At 68.9% G+C, this 16,175-nt stretch carries 17 protein-coding genes; 10 read left to right on the plus strand and 7 right to left on the minus strand.

The window, feature by feature from the left end; all coding sequences use genetic code 11:
• The first annotated feature begins 153 nt into the window (after positions 1-153).
• The 5 genes from B7495_RS06775 (at position 154) to B7495_RS06795 (ending at position 5,547) form a co-directional block, all read left to right on the plus strand.
• Positions 154-1,884: a bifunctional diguanylate cyclase/phosphodiesterase gene (locus tag B7495_RS06775; protein ID WP_088455903.1), complete on the plus strand. Its 1,731-nt coding sequence runs from the start codon at positions 154-156 to the stop codon at positions 1,882-1,884.
• A 128-nt stretch (positions 1,885-2,012) separates the two neighbouring features.
• Positions 2,013-2,435: a VOC family protein gene (locus tag B7495_RS06780; protein ID WP_088455904.1), complete on the plus strand. Its 423-nt coding sequence runs from the start codon at positions 2,013-2,015 to the stop codon at positions 2,433-2,435.
• A 155-nt stretch (positions 2,436-2,590) separates the two neighbouring features.
• Positions 2,591-3,247: a hypothetical protein gene (locus B7495_RS06785; RefSeq protein ID WP_121678478.1), complete on the plus strand. Its 657-nt coding sequence runs from the start codon at positions 2,591-2,593 to the stop codon at positions 3,245-3,247.
• Between the two features lie 202 nt (positions 3,248-3,449).
• Positions 3,450-4,472 (plus strand): non-homologous end-joining DNA ligase, encoded by a 1,023-nt coding sequence (gene ligD, locus B7495_RS06790; protein ID WP_088455906.1) that lies wholly within the window; start codon positions 3,450-3,452, stop codon positions 4,470-4,472.
• A gap of 67 nt (positions 4,473-4,539) precedes the next feature.
• On the plus strand, positions 4,540-5,547 hold the full coding sequence (locus B7495_RS06795; protein WP_088455907.1) for a CPBP family intramembrane glutamic endopeptidase: 1,008 nt from the start codon (positions 4,540-4,542) through the stop codon (positions 5,545-5,547).
• Positions 5,548-5,706: 159 nt separating this feature from the next.
• Here B7495_RS06795 and B7495_RS06800 read toward each other — a convergent pair whose 3' ends face one another.
• On the minus strand, positions 5,707-6,231 hold the full coding sequence (locus tag B7495_RS06800; protein WP_240632434.1) for a dihydrofolate reductase: 525 nt from the start codon (positions 6,229-6,231) through the stop codon (positions 5,707-5,709).
• Complete coding sequence (locus tag B7495_RS06805) at positions 6,221-7,045, minus strand: thymidylate synthase (RefSeq protein ID WP_088455909.1); 825 nt, start codon at positions 7,043-7,045, stop codon at positions 6,221-6,223. Before B7495_RS06805 ends, B7495_RS06800 begins: the two co-directional genes overlap by 11 nt.
• An 80-nt stretch (positions 7,046-7,125) precedes the next feature.
• On the opposite strand from B7495_RS06805, the gene B7495_RS06810 reads away from it, so the two are divergent.
• A complete protein-coding gene (locus tag B7495_RS06810; protein WP_088455910.1) occupies positions 7,126-7,860 on the plus strand; it encodes a glutamine amidotransferase in 735 nt (244 codons plus the stop codon).
• Between the two features lie 4 nt (positions 7,861-7,864).
• Here B7495_RS06810 and B7495_RS06815 read toward each other — a convergent pair whose 3' ends face one another.
• Together B7495_RS06815 and B7495_RS06820 are read right to left on the minus strand one after the other, a co-directional pair.
• Positions 7,865-8,518, minus strand: a complete 654-nt coding sequence (locus B7495_RS06815) for a response regulator transcription factor (protein ID WP_088455911.1) — start codon at positions 8,516-8,518, stop codon at positions 7,865-7,867.
• On the minus strand, positions 8,515-9,861 hold the full coding sequence (locus tag B7495_RS06820; RefSeq protein ID WP_240632435.1) for an ATP-binding protein: 1,347 nt from the start codon (positions 9,859-9,861) through the stop codon (positions 8,515-8,517). The genes B7495_RS06815 and B7495_RS06820 overlap by 4 nt, the downstream gene beginning before the upstream one ends.
• A gap of 113 nt (positions 9,862-9,974) precedes the next feature.
• On the opposite strand from B7495_RS06820, the gene B7495_RS06825 reads away from it, so the two are divergent.
• Both B7495_RS06825 and B7495_RS18805 read left to right on the plus strand, forming a co-directional pair.
• Positions 9,975-11,465 carry a PspC domain-containing protein gene (locus tag B7495_RS06825; protein ID WP_168195295.1) on the plus strand — a complete coding sequence of 497 codons (1,491 nt, stop codon included), beginning with the start codon at positions 9,975-9,977 and terminating at the stop codon, positions 11,463-11,465.
• Between the two features lie 27 nt (positions 11,466-11,492).
• Positions 11,493-11,771, plus strand: a complete 279-nt coding sequence (locus tag B7495_RS18805) for a hypothetical protein (RefSeq protein WP_088455913.1) — start codon at positions 11,493-11,495, stop codon at positions 11,769-11,771.
• Positions 11,772-11,810: 39 nt separating this feature from the next.
• On the opposite strand, the gene B7495_RS06835 is transcribed toward B7495_RS18805, so the two are convergent.
• Complete coding sequence (locus B7495_RS06835) at positions 11,811-12,224, minus strand: ASCH domain-containing protein (protein WP_165787912.1); 414 nt, start codon at positions 12,222-12,224, stop codon at positions 11,811-11,813.
• A 174-nt stretch (positions 12,225-12,398) separates the two neighbouring features.
• Here B7495_RS06835 and B7495_RS06840 point away from each other — a divergent pair, with 174 nt between their 5' ends.
• Positions 12,399-12,614 carry a PLDc N-terminal domain-containing protein gene (locus tag B7495_RS06840; protein ID WP_088455915.1) on the plus strand — a complete coding sequence of 72 codons (216 nt, stop codon included), beginning with the start codon at positions 12,399-12,401 and terminating at the stop codon, positions 12,612-12,614.
• 38 nt (positions 12,615-12,652) lie between these two features.
• Here B7495_RS06840 and B7495_RS06845 read toward each other — a convergent pair whose 3' ends face one another.
• Complete coding sequence (locus tag B7495_RS06845) at positions 12,653-13,234, minus strand: dihydrofolate reductase family protein (protein ID WP_088455916.1); 582 nt, start codon at positions 13,232-13,234, stop codon at positions 12,653-12,655.
• 55 nt (positions 13,235-13,289) lie between these two features.
• Positions 13,290-14,336, minus strand: coding sequence for an ATP-dependent DNA ligase (locus tag B7495_RS06850; protein WP_088457950.1), 1,047 nt, complete (start codon positions 14,334-14,336; stop codon positions 13,290-13,292).
• Between the two features lie 110 nt (positions 14,337-14,446).
• Between B7495_RS06850 and B7495_RS06855 the strand changes: the two genes are divergently transcribed.
• A complete protein-coding gene (locus B7495_RS06855) occupies positions 14,447-16,156 on the plus strand; it encodes an AMP-binding protein (RefSeq protein WP_088455917.1) in 1,710 nt (569 codons plus the stop codon).
• Positions 16,157-16,175: the final 19 nt, after the last annotated feature.

Consider the following 16,175-nt stretch of genomic DNA (forward strand, 5'->3'; position numbering starts at 1 on the left):
CTGCGGATGTCGGTGTCACTCCCTGGTCATCGCTCAGCGGCCCGGTGACCTGCACCTCGATGTGGCCGTTTTGGGGGTGCGCGGAACCTTAACGTGCGGCAAACGGCGGCGAGCGGGTTTCGTGACACCCAGTCGCTCCGGTATTGATTTTGTATGAGCTTAGAATTTCCGCCTGTAGCCCGGGACCTGCGTGCTGACCGGCCCGTCAGCGTCGGCGAACTGGCCACACCCGCCCGACTGGTACCGGGAGACACCCCGCTGGCCGACATCGACCGGACTTTCCGGGCCGAGCGCCAGCTCCGCTCCCTGGTCGTGCACGAGGGTGAACGATACGCGCTGTTGTCGCGCGAGCACGTGGAGTACACGCTCACCGGGCGACTCGGCTACGGACGGGGGTTGCACGTGAGGTCAACCGCGGCGCAGATGGTGTCGGAGAATTCCTTCTCGCTGCCGGGACACCTCGAACTCGGCCACGCCGCCCAGCGCATCCTCGCCCTGCCGGAGGAGTCCCGATATCGGGACGTGCTGGTACTCACCGATGCCGGGCCCGGTGTTGTCGCGGTCTCCCAGCTGTTCGAGCGGCTGTCGTCCGACTTCCGCTACGCCGCACTGCACGATTCCCTCACCGGACTGGCCAACCGGCGCCAGCTTGAGGAGCGGGGCTCGACGTTCACCGCGGATGACCTGGCCGGCGTGGCCGTGTTGTTCATCGACCTTGACGGGTTCAAGGCCGTGAACGACACCTTCGGACATCGGGCCGGCGACGAGGTCCTCGTCGAATTCGCCGACCGGCTGCGCAGGCTGGTGCGTCCCACGGATGTTCTGGCCCGGCTGGGCGGGGACGAATTCGCGGCGCTTCTGGTGAACGTGACGGAGGCCCAGGCCCTCGACGTCGCGGACCGAGTGCTGATCAGTGCCACCGCACCGTTCCCGAGCGACGGCCACCTGCTGCACGTATCCGCGTCGGTAGGTGTCTCGATGGCCGTCGACGTGGTCGACGAACTGGAGCTGAACCAGCTCGACGCGCTGCTCAGACACGCCGACGGAGCAATGATCAAGGCCAAACAGTCCGGCAAACGCCAAGTGGCAAGGCTCGACGGACAGGGCGCCGCGCCGATCACCCGGAACGCGCTCATCCGCCGTCGGCTCACGGCGGCGTTCGAATCCCGCACCTTCGCACTGAACTATCAACCGCAACTTGACCTGGTCACGGGAGACTGCTCCGCCGTCGAGGCTCTGCTGCGGTGGAACGACAGGGTGCTGGGTGAGGTGTCGCCGGCCGAGTTCATCCCGATCACGGAGCTGTCCGGCGACATCCACCGCATCGGTGAGTGGGTGATCGACCAGGCGTGCGCCCAGGCGCGCCAGTGGCTGGATGCGGGTGAGCCACGCAGCATCGCGATCAATGTGTCGCCCCTGCAGCTGGCCGCCCGCACCCTGGTTCCGCAGGTGCTCGCGGCACTCGCCGCCCATGGGGTGCCCGCGGAGCTGCTGCAGGTTGAGATCACCGAGGGGTCCGCGATCACCGACCTGCCGCGGGCGATCGGCCAGCTGCAGGCGTTGCGGGACGCGGGCCTGAGCATCGCGCTCGACGACTACGGAACCGGGTACTCGTCGCTGGCGATGTTGCGTGACCTCCCGCTGACCACCGTGAAGATCGACAAGACCTTCATCGACACGATCGAGGACTCGCCCCAGGATGCGCTTCTGGTGGGTGGGGTCATCGACACGGCCCACGCGCTGGGCCTGCGAGTGACCGCTGAGGGGGTGGAACGTCCCGGCCAGTTGCACCTGCTTCGGGCCATGGGCTGCGACACCGCGCAGGGCTACCTGATCTCGCGGCCGGTGCCCGCCGAGCTGCTGCCGGCGGCGCAGTCGTGCTGACCCGAACGGGCTGATGCGGCGTACACCTCGCGCATCTGCGCCGTCCGGTTGATAATCGGCAGCGTACGCAGACGCACCTTCCACCACCGATGGCACGGGCAGCGAGGTCCGGGCAGCGAGGAGACATCATGAGCACGAAGCTCAACCCCTATCTCGGATTTCGTGACAACGCCAAGGAGGCGATGGAGTTCTACCACTCGATCTTCGGCGGCGAATTGACGCGCAGCACGTTCGCGGAATACCAGGCCAGCGAGGACCCGAGCGAGCAGGACAAGACCATGCACGCGGCGCTCACCACCCCGAACGGCCTGTCGTTGATGGCGGCGGACACCCCGAACGCCATGGAGTACACGCCCGGCAACAACTACTCGGTCTCGCTCAGCGGCGACAGTGACGACGCCGCAGTCTTGCGCGTCTACTGGGACCGGCTTGTCGACGGCGGATCGGTGACGATGCCGCTGGAGGTCGCGCCGTGGGGCGACAGTTTCGGCATGTGCGTCGACAAGTTCGGAGTGGCCTGGATGGTCAACATCGCGGGGGCCGCGCAATAGGTCGCGCACTAGGCTCGACCGGTCCGACCACCCCGAACTGGGGTGGTCGGTTCTGGGCGTTCGAGGGCTGCCGTCGATAGCGTAAGCACATGACGACATCTCGGGGGAGATCCATGGTTCGTGCACGTTTATTCGTTCTGATCGGGGCTTTGGCAGTGGCGCTCACGGGCTGCGCCGGGGAGGGATCGGCAGGCACCGCGGCCTCGCCAGAGCCGTCACAGACATCCGTCGCCAGCCCGACCGCAACGCCGGTGCCGACGGAAACACCCGCACCCGCGGCCGCCGCCACCGTCACCGGAATCGTTGTGACGCCCGAGGCCATGCAGGTGACCTCGAGCGACGAAAGCGTGGTGTCCTTCAGCTACTTCGACCCGATCGAGGACGTCGTCGCCGCCCTGACCGCGGCCTTCGGCGCCGACCCGGTCGTGGACAGGGAATATCCCACCGTCGAGCCCGGCCCCCAGACCCGCTACGACTGGCCGGGGCTGCGGATAGTGGACGAGGACTGGCCCGCCACGGCGCCGCTGGACTCGAACTACTACGTCGTTTTCGAGGCGCCGGAACTGAACGGCGTGTCACTGACGACGATAGACGGTATCCAGATCGGCGACTCGGCACTTGCGCTCGCCGATCAGTATCCGCACACCGTGACCGACGAGGACAGCTTCACCGTGTTCGTCGGCGGGGTCGCTATCCCCAGAAGCGACGCGAATCCACGAGACAACTCGTCGATCTCGGTGTGGGTGTCGACCGACAATCCCGAGCGCACGATCACCAGCATCTCCTCGCCGGCCGAGGACTACGGCGTCTGACCTCGCTGAGATGAACAGTGTCGTGGTCGGCTCCGAGGGTTCGCCGAGCAACGTTGCGACGCCGCCGAGGTCGACGCCGGGCATCAGGTCGGATTCTGCGCCGCGCGAAGACATCCGCGAGCTGGGAGACAAGCCCCAGAAATCGCGAATTTCTGGGGCTTAACTCACGGTTCGCGGGGGAGATCCGGGTTAGGTTGGGCGCATGGCGAGTGAAGCGACGGAGCTTGTTGTCCAAGGCCCACACGGCGAAAGAGTCATGCGCATCTCCAGCCCGAGCCGGGTGCTCTGGCCGGAGGTCGGCATCACCAAGCTCGACCTGGCCGAGTACCTCGTGGCGGTGGGGGAGCCCTTCGTCGCGGCCAACGGCGACCGCCCGGTGTCGCTGCAACGGTTTCCGGCCGGCATCGACGGTGAACAGTTCTTCTCGAAGAACCCGCCCAAGGGCGCCCCCGAGTTCGTGCGGGCGGTGCCGGTGGTCTATCCGAGCGGGCGCACCCATCCGCAGCTCGTGATCGACGAACCGGCCGGTGCCGTCTGGGCGGTGCAGATGAATACCGTGGTCTTTCACCCGTGGCCATCGCGGGCAGAGGACACCGACAACCCCGACCAGCTGCGCATCGACCTCGACCCGCAGCCAGGCACCGACTTCGACGACGCCATCCCGGTGGCCATCGAGCTGCGTGCCGTGCTCGCCGAGGCGGGCCTCACCGCGTTCGTCAAGACCTCCGGCAATCGCGGCCTGCACGTCTTCGCGCCCATCGAGCCGAACCGCGAGTTCCAGGTGGTGCGGCATGCGGTGATCGCGGCCGCACGCGAGGTCGAACGGCGGATGCCGACGACTGTCACCACGAACTGGTGGAAGGAAGAGCGCGGGGCCCGCATCTTCGTGGACTTCAACCAGGCGAACCGGGACCGCACCATGGCCGGTGCCTACAGCCCGCGGGCGCTCGCCCATGCGCCGGTGTCGTGCCCGATCACCTGGGACGAACTGGGGCGCACCGACCCCAAGGCGCACACCATCCTGACCGTGCCGAAGCGCCTGCAGAGCACCGGCGATCCCTGGGCGCAGATGCACGAGAAGCCGGGCCGTATCGATGTATTGCTTGAGTGGTGGGAACGCGACCTGGCCGCCGGGCTGGGCGAGCTGCCCTTCCCGCCGGACTATCCCAAGATGCCCGGCGAACCCCCGCGGGTGCAACCCAGCCGGGCCCGGCACGACCCGTAGCGCGGCTCCCGGCATCTCCGCCGCGCGACGGATGTCGGCCGGTCGGTTGCTGACTAGCGTTGCAGCCATGAGCACACCAACCCTCAGCGATCCACAACCCTCGACCACCGCGGCGGCGGTGCCGTTTCCGGATCGGGTGCCGTGGACCGCGGTGGCGGTGTTCGTGATTCTGGCGTGCGGCCTCGCCTGGCTGGTGGCCCTCCCACTCTGGCTGGACGGCAGCGGACTGGCCAACCCGCTCGCCGCACTCCTGCTGCCGGTCATGATGTTCACCCCCGGCATCGCCGCGCTCTTTGTGGTGCTCGTGGTGCAGCGCCCCCGCCCCCGATCCATCCCGGAGTACCTCGGCCTGTGGCCGTTGCGCCCGCTCAAACGCACCCTCTGGATGACCGTGTTCGGCCTTCTCGGCAGTGCCCTGCTGGTGATCACGGGCGTGTTCCTCGCCGCGGCGCTCGGGCTCGTGCAGCTTGACCTTGTGACCTTCTCCGGCTTCGCGCAGGTGCTGCAGGACGCCGATCCCACCGGGGCGGCCGCACCGTCCTCGGTTCCGGTTGGGGTCATCGTGCTCCTGCAATTGCTGACGCTCCCGGTGGCCGCGATCTTCAACGGTCTCTTCGCGCTGGGCGAAGAGATCGGCTGGCGCGGCTGGCTGCTGCCGTCCCTGCGCCCGTTGGGCACCTGGCCGGCCTTGCTGATCAGCGGGGCGGTCTGGGGGTTCTGGCACAGCCCGGTGATCCTGCTCGGCTACAACTTCGCCCAGCCCAACCTGCTCGGCGTCGCCCTCATGATCGGGGGCTGCATGTTCTATGGCGTCCTGATCGGCTGGCTGCGGCTCCGCACCGGCTCGGTGTGGCCGGCGGTCTTCGCGCACGGCGCATTCAATGCCGCCGCGGGCTTCCTGTTCCTGGTGGCCGTTGACGGCACCTCCGCCGACCCTGTGGCGCTCGGCCCTCTGGGCTGGGTGGCCTGGATCGTGATGGCCGTTGTCATCGCGGTGCTCGCGCTCACCGGACAGTTCCGGATTCAGCCGGCCCTGCAGCGTCGGGCGCGTCAGCTGGCGCCGGCCGACCGCTAAGCGCACGTTCCCGAGTTGCCAGTTGCGGCCTCTTCGAGCGCATCGAGAGGGCGTCATCTGCCAACTCACTGTGGCACACCGTTGCGAGTTGCCAGTTCCGGCCCCTACGAGCCCATCCAGGGGGCGCCAACTGGCAACTCACCGGGCGTGTGTTGGTGGCTAGGCGGGTTCGCGATGGTAGCTCACGAAGCGGTAGCGGAGGTCTGTGCGGGAGGTCTGCCATTCGGTGACGGCGGTCTGCGTGAACGCGGCGTCGATCACCGGAGCCAGGGTGTCTCCGACGGGTTCGGCGTCGACCTCGGTGACCTCGAGATGATCGGCCAGCGGCATGGCCTGGCGATAGATCTCGCCGCCACCGATGATCCAGACGCGCTGGGGGGCGGCAGCGGACTCCTGGGCGGCCCAGTCCAGCGCGGCCGTCAGGGAGTGCAGCACGGTGGCGCCCTCGGCGACCCAGTCCTCCTGGCGGGTGACGACGATGTTGTCGCGCCCGGCCAGCGGGCGGAACCGTTCCGGCAGCGAGTCCCAGGTGCGGCGGCCCATGATCACGGCGCCGCCGAGGGTGAGCTCCTTGAACCGGATGAGGTCCTCGGGCAGTCGCCAGGGGATGCTGCCGGCGTCGCCGATGACCCCGTTGACCGCCTGCGCCCAGATCAACCCGATCCGGGCGTCCTCAGACGGCAACTGGAGCCTTGATCGCGGGGTGGTGCACATAATCGACGACCTCGAGGTCCTCGAACTCGTAGTCGAAGATGCTGTCGCGCTCGGTGGTGATCTTCAGCCGGGGCGCCGGGAACGGGGCGCGGCGCAGCTGCTCGGTGACCTGTTCGAGGTGGTTGGAGTAGATGTGGCAGTCGCCGCCGGTCCAGATGAAGTCGCCGACCTCGAGGCCGGTCTGCGCGGCGACGAGGTGGGTGAGCAGCGCGTAGCTGGCGATGTTGAACGGCACGCCGAGGAACAGGTCGGCGCTGCGCTGGTAGAGCTGGCAGGAGAGCTTGCCGTCGGCCACATAAAACTGGAACAGGGCGTGGCACGGTGCCAGGGCCATCTCGGGGATGTCGGCGACGTTCCAGGCCGAGACGATGATCCGACGGGAGTCCGGGTCGGTCTTGAGGGTCTCGATGACCTGGGCGATCTGATCGATGTGGCCGCCGGCCGGGGTGGGCCAGGAGCGCCACTGCACGCCGTAGACCGGGCCGAGTTCACCCTGCTCGTCGGCCCACTCGTTCCAGATGCGCACGCCGTGCTCCTTGAGCCAGCCCACATTGCTCTCACCGCGCAGGAACCAGAGCAGCTCGTAGGCCAGCGACGGGAAGTGCACCCGCTTGGTGGTGATCAGCGGGAAGCCCTGGCTGAGGTCGAAGCGCAGCTGGGCGCCGAACACGCTCAGCGTGCCGGTGCCGGTGCGGTCGGCCTTGGTGGCGCCGGTTTCCAGAACCAAACGCAACAGGTCTTCGTACGGGGTGGCGATCGGGCTGGTCTCGGCTCGAGTGTTCATCGACTCAAATCTACAGGGCGATGCCAGAAGACGGGAGTCACATCCGGTGCCCTGGCCGCCAGACTCGGTAGCATGGGGCGGTGAAGCCCTTTCTGCTGCTGGCGACCCGTTCCGAGGATGAAGCCGCCGACGACGAGTACGCCGGCTTCCTGGCCGCCGGCGGCCTGCTGCCCGAGCAGCTGCACAGGGTACGCCTCGAGGCCGCCCCGATGCCGCCGATCACCCTCGCCGACTACTCCGGCGTGATCGTGGGCGGCAGCCCGTTCAACGCGAGCGACGCCGACGAGACCAAGTCGGCGGTGCAGCACCGCGTCGAAGGTGAACTCGCCGGCCTGCTCGACGACGTGGTCGCCCAGGACTTCCCATTCCTCGGCGCCTGCTACGGCATCGGCCTGCTCACCAGCTACCTCGACGGCGTCGTCGACGACACCTGGTCGGAGGTGGCCGGCCCCATCGTGGTGAGCCTCACGCCCGAGGGCAGCGCCGACCAGCTCTTCGGCCGGATCACCCCGACCTTCGAAGCCTTCGTCGGCCACAAGGAGGCCTGCACGGTGCTGCCGACCGGTGCGGAGCTGCTGGCCACGGGGGAGGACTGCCCGGTTCAGGCGTTCAGGATCGGCCGGAACGTCTATGCCACCCAGTTCCACCCGGAACTCACCCAGGCCGGCATCCTCACCAGGCTGCGGGTCTACCACGACAACGGCTACTTCGAGCCGGATGCCTATGACGAGGTCATCGCCGCCATCGATGCCTCGACGGTGACCGAGCCGGCCACCATCATGAAGGCCTTCGTGGAGCGGTTCGGCACGGCCTAACCCATTAGAGCAGTTTGCGCGCCGTGGCCCACGCCGTGAGCTCGTGCCGGCTGGAGAGCTGCAGCTTGCGGAGCACCGCTGACACGTGGGTCTCCACGGTCTTGGGGGAGATGAAGAGCGCACTGGCGACCTCCTTGTAGGCGTAACCGCGGGCGATCAGCCGCATCACCTCTTGCTCTCTGGCCGAAAGCCTGTCGAGCTCGTCGGTGGTCGCCGCGGTCTCGCCGGCGACCGCGCCGAAGGCATCCAGCACAAAACCGGCCAGGCGCGGCGAGAAGACGGCGTCCCCGCCGGCCACCCGGCGGGCGGCTTCCGATACCTCGGTCCCTGACGCGCTCTTGGTGATGTATCCGCGGGCACCGGCACGGATGACCGTGACGACGTCGTCGGCCGCATCCGACACGCTCAGGGCCAGGAACAGCGTCGACGGAGCCAGCGGCGCGGCGGCCCGGATCACTTCGGCGCCGCCACCGCCGGTGCCACCGGGCAGGTGCACGTCGAGCAGCACCACCCGCGGCTGGGTGGCGACGACCACCGCGATGGCCTCGTCGACCGTCGCCGCCTCGCCGAGCACCCGCAGCGCCGGGTCCAGCTCCGAGCGCAGCCCGGACCGGAAGATCGAGTGGTCGTCAACGATCACGACGGTGAGGTCATTCATGGGGTGTCTTCCTGGATGTCGAGGGGGAGGGAGAGCCGGATCTCGGTGCCGGTACCACTCGGGCCTGGGCTTACCGAGGCGGCGCCGCCGGCCCGCTGCATGCGGGCCAGGATCGACTCGCGCACACCCATGCGGTCGGCTGGGATGTCACCGATCGTGAAGCCCGGCCCGCGGTCGGTGACGCTGACCTCGATGGCGGTCGGCGACGACTCCACGTACACCGACACACTGCCGCCGGCGTGCCTTGCGGCGTTGAGGATTGCTTCGCGTGCGGCCGCGAGCAGGGCCTCGGGCACCTCCCGGTCGACGGAGCCGACCGCGACGACGTCCACGTGTACCGCATAGTCGCGTTCGACGGTGGTCGCGATACCGCGCAGCTCCGCGGCCAGGTCGACCGGACCGTTCGCGGCCCCGGTGAACAGCCAGTCCCGCAGATCGCGTTCCTGGGCGCGGGCGAGCCTGGCGGCATCCGAGTGCGGGCCCGCCTTCTGCTGGATGAGAGCAAGGGTCTGCAGCACCGAATCGTGCAGGTGCGCGGCCATCTCGGCCCGGCCGGCCTCCCTCTCGCGTGCCGCCCGCTCGTCGGAGAGGTCGCGGGTGAGCCGCACCGCCCAGGGGGCCACGACCACGGCGACCCCGACGAGCACCGACATGGCCGCCACGACGACGGTCCAGACGTTGGGGTTCTCGCTGGTGACGAAGAACAGCAGGATGCCCAGCGCCACCAGGACCAGCGCCCCGAGGGCTCGCACCAGCATGCCGGAGCTGCGGGGACCGGCGCCGCTGCGCAGCTCGGCGAACTGGCGCCAGGCCAGCCCGGCGCCCGCCAGTGCCACGATCGCGGGGATGATGGCGTCCAGCGGCAGGTCGGCGCCGAGCCGGTTGGCGATCAACGCGCCGGCCGTACCGACCAGCGCGAGCCCCAGCAGGATCTCGGTGACCGGCGCGCGACGGGGCTCCGCGGTGCCGGCATCCGCCTCCGGCCCTGCCGTTGCTACGGCCGGACCCGACGTCGCACCGGCGGACGGGGCGCCCGGCGGGGTGCGGGCATCGGGCAGGGTCACGGTGGAGCCGGTGAGCGCGGCCTTGGGCAGGGGGTCCCGGTGCGGGGCACTGCCGGCCGCGCCATCCGCCGATTCGTCGGGGGTCGTGGCCCACAACCAGCCGTAGAGCAGCACCCCGGCGCCGCCGCAGAGGGCCAGTACGAAGGTCACGGTGCGTACAAAGGTGACGGGCAGGCCGGAGTGCCGGGCGAACCCCGCGCACACGCCGGCCACGATGCGCAGGCGTGGCCGCACGAGGTGCCCGGTGAAACGGGTGTCGGTGGGACGCAGGTCGGTCACAGCACCATCCAAGCACCCATGGGCTGCTCGCTCGCACCCCGAACCGCTTCGTCAGGGTGCAATCAGGGTCTTCCCCCATGGTCGGCCGCGCCGCACGGCAGCAAGATGGAGTCATGACCGAGACACCGTCCTACAACCCGCCGCCGACCCCGTACGGCGCTCCAAGCGCCACCCGGCCGCCCCAGGCCCCTGGCGGCGCCGCGTTCTTCGACTGGGTGCGTGGCCTCGGCTTCGTGCGTGGACAGGATCGTTGGCTGGCCGGCGTCTGCGGGGCCGTCGCGGCACGTACCGGTCTCGACCCGTTGATCGTGCGCGGCATCGCCGTCGTGGTCGCCATCCTCGGTGGCCCGATCTTCTTCCTGTACGCGGTGGGCTGGGCGTTGATGCCCGATGAGACCGGTCGCAGCCTGGTGGAGCAAGCCGCCCGGCAGATCTTCGAACCTGCCATGATCGCCGTCGGTGTGCTGTTGTTTCTCACCTTCGTCCCGTGGATGCAGGGAATCTGGTGGCAGGGACCGCCGGAGGTCTGGGGGATGCCCGGCTGGCTGGAGGTGCTGCTGCGCACCAGCTGGGCCATCGGGCTCACCGCGGGCATCATCGTGCTGGTGATCTACATCTCCAAGCGAGTGCCGTCGCCGCGTAACCAGCCGGCTGGGGGCAAGACCGCCGGGGGGTACCAGCCCAGCACAGCGGCGCAGCCGAGCGCGGCTCAGCCGACCGCTCAGTCCGAGTCAGCTGGTGCGTCCCAGCCGACCCCCACCGCGACCTTCATCCCGCCGATTCCGCCGGTGCCGGAGCCGCCCGCCGCCGGCCCGTCACTCTGGGACGACCTGACGGGCAAAACCAGCGCGGCCGGATCAGCGCCGCACGGATCTGCGCCCTACGGGTCCGCCGCCCCTTACGGGACGGACCCCGGCCAGTCTGCCCCGGCGTCCACCTTCGACCCGCACAGCTACCGGGCGATCCAGCGCCGCAAGCACCTCGGCGCCGGCTTCATCTCCGTCGTCGCCGGTCTCGCCCTCAGCGCGGGAGCCGTCGCGGCATCCTTCGTTGCCGACGGGGCCTGGTCGAACAGCGCCTTCCTGGTGGGTGCCTCCGCCGCGCTCGCCGTGATCGCCCTGGGCATCGTCGTCGCCGGAGTACGGGGCAAGGAGGGCGGCTGGCTGAACTTCTTCAGCATCGTCCTGGCCGGCGCCATGGCCTGGACCGCCGTCATCCCGGTGGGAACCGATGTGGTCCCCGTCGGCGATCCCACCTGGCAGTACAGCACCAGCAGCCCCAACGGCTTCGCGATGTTCGCCGGCGCACCCGTGATCGATCTGACGGATGTCGACACCGCGCCGGCCGGCGCCGACCACACCGTCGACGTCTGGATCGCGTTCGGCGACGTTGAGCTGCTGCTGCCCGACAACCGCACCGTGGCCGTCGAGGCCAGCAGCCTCGCCGGCGGCGTGGATTACACGGGAATGGACGACCTCGACAGGGGCGGCGTGCTGTTCCACGACTCCCGCGTCGTGGCCGAGGGCCGCGGCACCGGCGTCACGACAGTCCGGGTCTGGACGCTCTTCGGCCAGGTCACCATCAACCAACCGGCACTGCGCTAGCCGGCACTGAGCTCGTAGGAGAACACCATGACCGACCCGAACAGCCCCACCGAAACCACGCCGCTGAAGACCTCACCGACGGCAGAGACTTCCTCCCCGACGCCTGACCGGCTGCCCAGACAACGACCGCTCTTCGCGACCATCCTCTGGGGCTCCCTGATGCTCGCGCTCGCGGCGTTCATGGCGGCCCGTGAGCTGGTGCCGGGTGGGTTCGACCTGGTCACCTGGCTTCTCACGGCTGTCGTGGGCATTGGGCTCCTGCTCGTGGTGGCCGGCATCATCGCCGCTTCCCGTCGCGCCGGCTGATGATGCCCCAGGACCGCGCGCATTTCCAGCCCCGACGAGCTAAACGACCCTGAACACCTTGCTGATCACGGGTTCATCATCCGTCAGCTGCCAGTCGGGCTCGCCGAGGTGCTTGCGGACGGCGGGAACCAGGGTCTCCCAGTAGTCGCGGTGCACGGTGCGCCAGTGCTCGAGCGTCGGCGCTTCGTGCTGCGCCTGCTCGAGGGTGACCTCACGAACCGTGGTCTCCACCACCTCGAGGATCTCGAGCACGGCGACGCGCGTGTTGGCGGAGTCGACCAGGGCGTAGAGCGAGCCCACGGTGGGCAGCGCCTCATCGGTCATCTCGTAGGCGACCCGCAGGTTGGAGGAGCCGGTCTTCGCCCCGGTCATGACCAGGGCCACCATCAGTTCGCGGAACTCGCTCGGTTCACCGAACACGAGCGGGGGAAGGGTGTCGATATCGGCGATCATGGTGGCTTTCTTACGCGGGCGCCCGCGTCTACGCGCGCGAGAGGGGAACACCAGCATAAGCGGCACTGACAGCTCAATGTCCCGGCGCGTCGCGCGAGCGGTGCGCCGGTGGCATGATGCGACTAACGCGCTCCGCCAGTTCCGGTGCCTGCGCGGCAACGATGGGAGAAAACCATGGCATCACGGAAGTGGAGCGAGATGACCGGGGGCCAGAAATCCGGCGTTATCGCCGGCGGTCTCGTGCAGCTGGTTCTGGCCGGACTCGCCTGGAGCGACCTGGCGCACCGGCCGGCAAAGAAGGTCAACGGACCCAAGGGTGTCTGGGCCGCCGTGATCTCGATCAACTACGCCGGCCCGATCGCCTACTTCATCGCCGGCCGCAAGGACTAGCCACCGAACGATCGTGACCCCGCGGTGTCGGTGATCGGTCAGCGGCGCATCCGAAAGCGCAGGTGGAGCACCCGGGTGCCCTGAATCACCACGTCCGGATCCTCCAACAGATGCTGTGCGTGCACCGACCCGAAGTAGCGCTTGCCGGACCCGAACACGACGGGGACGACGTCCATGCGCACCTCGTCGACCAGGCCCGCGGCGAGCACCTGGCCACCGACATCGCCGGCGGCGACCTCGACGATGCGGTCACCCGCGAGCTCCCGCGCCATGGCCACTGCCGCCTCCACCCCGTCGACGAAGTGAAACGGCGCCTCGGCATCCCAGCCCTCTGGCTTCGGCCGGTGCGTCACCACGACCACGTGGTCGACCCCGCCCGGAGGTATCCCGTCCCAGCCGTCCGTGATGTCGAAGACGTGACGGCCGACGATCGTCACCCCGATCTGGTCCCAGTAGGGCCGGATGTAGTCGTAGGACGTCTGCGACACCGTCACCGCGCCGCTCTCGTCCACTGGGACGTCACCGCCGGACAGCCAGTCGAACAGCGGTCCGGGTTGGTCGTTCTCGTCCGCGATGAAGCCGTCCACCGACACCGAGCTGTACATGACCACCGTGCTCACGGGGCTCTCCTTTGGTCGGGGGTGCGCCAGACGTCACACCCGGTCATCCTGCCGGTCAGTCCAGCACGTCGCCGAGGTCGTAGTCGATCGGCCGTTCCAGCTGGTCGAAGGTGCAGGACCGGGCGTCCCGGTCCGGGCGCCACCGCTCGAACTGCACGGTGTGCCGAAACCTCTCGCCCTCCATGTGGTCGTACCGCACCTCGAGCACCCGGCTGGGCTGCAACCGCACGAAGGAGGTGTCCTTGTTCGCCGAGAACCGGTTGCGCTCGGTCTCCCCGGTGACCACGGCGCCCTCCTCGTCTCGGAGCACCAGCGGTTCCAACTCGTCGATCAGCCGCAGCCGCCAGGCATCGCTGAACGCGGATGCGCCGCCGACGCTGTGCAGTTCACCGTCGTCGCCGTAGAGGCCGAGCAGCAGCGATCCCACACCGCTGCCGCTCACGTGCGTGCGGTAGCCCAACAGCACGACATCGGCCGAGCGGTGGTGTTTCACCTTGAACATCGACCGCTTGCCCGGCGCGTACACGGCCGCGAGCGGCTTGGCGACGATGCCGTCAAGGCCCGCGCCCTCGAACTCGATCAGCCACCTTCGGGCCAGGGCGACATCCCGCGTGGTTCGGGTGAGGTGGATGGGGTCGCCGAGGTCGCCGATCAGGTCTTCGAGGGCCGCCCGGCGGTCGACGAACGGGGTGTCGAGCAGGCTGTGACCATTGCGAGAGAGCAGGTCGAAGGCGACGAAGGTGGCCGGGGTCTCGTCGGCGAGCCGGCGCACCCGGCTGGCCGCCGGGTGGATGCGCTGCGACAGCTGCTCCCAGGAGAGGTGTTCGCTGCCCGGGTCCCCGGTGCGCAGCACGATCTCGCCGTCGAGGACGCAGGGCTCCGGCAGCAGGTCTTCGAACGCGTAGGTGAGTTCGGGGAAGTACCGGGTGAGCATCTTGGATCCGCGGCTGGCGATCGTGCTGCTGGTGCCGTCGAAGGTGACGATGCTGCGGAAGCCGTCCCACTTGGGCTCGTAGCTCAACCCGCCGGGCACACTGTCCGGTTCGGGAACCGTGTCGACGGCCCTGGCGAGCATGGGGGAGACGGCTGTTGCGACTGCCATGCCCGCAGTCTGGCCCGCTTCGGCCTGGCCGAACACCCCTTCGTGCACATATTCCCAGCCAGATGGGTGTCCATGCCCGTGGAGGCATCCAGGGTGAGGAAGATGGAACCATGACTGAGCGCCCGAGTACGACCAACTTCCGCCGCGCCCGCGACCAGCTCCTCGAGCTGCGGGCCGACCACCAGGGCGCCGCCGCCGCCTTCGTCTGGCCGGACGTGGGCGACAGCTTCAACTGGGCCACCGACTGGTTCGACGTGATCGCCACCGGCAACCACAAGACCGCCCTGTGGATCGTCGAGGAAGACGGCCGCGAACTGAAGGTCAGCTTCGACGCGATGGTCACCCGCTCCGACCAGGTCGCCACCTGGCTCGTGCAGCACGGCGTCACCCGGGGCGACCACGTCATGCTCATGCTCGGCAACCAGGTGGAGCTGTGGGAGACCATGCTCGCCATCCTGAAGGTCGGCGCGGTCATCCTGCCCACCTCCACGGTGCTCGGCAGCCACGACCTGGCCGACAGGGTGCTGCGCGCCGGCGTGCAGCACGTGATCGCCAACACCCAGGACACCGCCAAGTTCGCCGACGTGCCCGGGGAGTACTCACGTATCTGCGTCGGTGAGCCGGCAGCGGGCTGGACCGACTACGCCGAGTCGCACCGCGCCGAAGCCGACAAGGTCGACGTCGCGGTGTCCTCCACCGACCCGTCGCTGATCTACTTCACCTCCGGCACCACGAGCAAGCCCAAGATGGTGGTGCACAGCCAGACCTCGTACCCGGTCGGGCACCTCACCACGATGTACTGGCTGGGCCTCCGCCCCGATGACGTACACCTGGCCATCAGCTCACCGGGCTGGGGCAAACACGCCTGGAGCTGCTTCTTCTCGCCGTGGATCGCCGAGGCCACGGTGTTCATCTACAACTACTCGCGATTCAACCCCGCCGCGCTGGCCCACCAGCTGCACCGCGCCGCCGTCAGCACCTTCTGCGCGCCGCCGACGGTGTGGCGCATGCTGATCCAGGCGGATGTCGGCGCCAAGCCGGCGAGTCTGCGCGAGATCCTCTCGGCGGGTGAACCGCTCAACCCCGAGGTCATCAACCAGATTCAGCGCGCCTGGGGTCTGACCATCCGCGATGGCTACGGCCAGACCGAGACCACCGCGATCGTGGGCAACGTGCCCGGCTCGGTCCTCAAGGCCGGTTCGATGGGGCTGCCGCTGCCCGGTGTTGCCGTGGTGCTCGTCGACCCGGTCACCGGGGCACTCACCGAGGAGGGCGAGATCTGCCTGGACCTCAGCACGCCCGCGGCGAACCTGATGTCCGGCTACCACGGCGACACCCGGCGGAGCGCCGAGGTGCTGCGCGACGGGTACTTCCACACCGGCGACGTCGCCATCCGCGACGAGAACGGCTACCTCACCTTCATCGGTCGCACCGACGACATTTTCAAGTCCTCCGACTACAAGGTCTCGCCGTTCGAGGTGGAGAGCGTGCTGATCGAGCACCCTGCCGTGATGGAGGCCGCCGTCGTGCCCGCCCCCGACGACACCCGGCTGAACATCGCCAAGGCCTATGTGGCCCTTGCGGCGGGCTGGGCGCCGGATGCCGAGACGGCCCTGGCGGTGCTGCGGCACGCCCGCAACGGCCTGCCGCCGTACATGCGGGTGCGCCGGGTGGAGTTCTTCGAGCTGCCCAAGACCAACTCGGGCAAGATCCGCCGGGTGGAGCTGCGGGCGCGGGAGACCGAGGCCGCGGCAGCGAACGTGCGCCTGGCCGATGAGTGGCGCGACGACCAGTTCCCCGAGCTGAAAAAGCGGTCCTAGCGGGGAAACTCGCGGGAGG

The organism is Cryobacterium sp. LW097, from assembly GCF_002205495.2.
Classification (GTDB): Bacteria; Actinomycetota; Actinomycetes; order Actinomycetales; family Microbacteriaceae; genus Cryobacterium; species Cryobacterium zongtaii.

Excerpts from the sequence above, each read along its gene's own strand:
- B7495_RS06775 (WP_088455903.1), top strand. The coding sequence starts at position 154 with ATGAGCTTAGAATTTCCGCCTGTAGCCCGGGACCTGCGTGCTGACCGG.
- B7495_RS06780 (WP_088455904.1), top strand. The coding sequence starts at position 2,013 with ATGAGCACGAAGCTCAACCCCTATCTCGGATTTCGTGACAACGCCAAG.
- ligD (WP_088455906.1), top strand. The coding sequence starts at position 3,450 with ATGGCGAGTGAAGCGACGGAGCTTGTTGTCCAAGGCCCACACGGCGAA.
- B7495_RS06795 (WP_088455907.1), top strand. The coding sequence starts at position 4,540 with ATGAGCACACCAACCCTCAGCGATCCACAACCCTCGACCACCGCGGCG.
- B7495_RS06805 (WP_088455909.1), bottom strand. The coding sequence starts at position 7,045 with ATGAACACTCGAGCCGAGACCAGCCCGATCGCCACCCCGTACGAAGAC.
- B7495_RS06815 (WP_088455911.1), bottom strand. The coding sequence starts at position 8,518 with ATGAATGACCTCACCGTCGTGATCGTTGACGACCACTCGATCTTCCGG.
- B7495_RS06825 (WP_168195295.1), top strand. The coding sequence starts at position 9,975 with ATGACCGAGACACCGTCCTACAACCCGCCGCCGACCCCGTACGGCGCT.
- B7495_RS18805 (WP_088455913.1), top strand. The coding sequence starts at position 11,493 with ATGACCGACCCGAACAGCCCCACCGAAACCACGCCGCTGAAGACCTCA.
- B7495_RS06835 (WP_165787912.1), bottom strand. The coding sequence starts at position 12,224 with ATGATCGCCGATATCGACACCCTTCCCCCGCTCGTGTTCGGTGAACCG.
- B7495_RS06840 (WP_088455915.1), top strand. The coding sequence starts at position 12,399 with ATGGCATCACGGAAGTGGAGCGAGATGACCGGGGGCCAGAAATCCGGC.
- B7495_RS06850 (WP_088457950.1), bottom strand. The coding sequence starts at position 14,336 with ATGGCAGTCGCAACAGCCGTCTCCCCCATGCTCGCCAGGGCCGTCGAC.
- B7495_RS06855 (WP_088455917.1), top strand. The coding sequence starts at position 14,447 with ATGACTGAGCGCCCGAGTACGACCAACTTCCGCCGCGCCCGCGACCAG.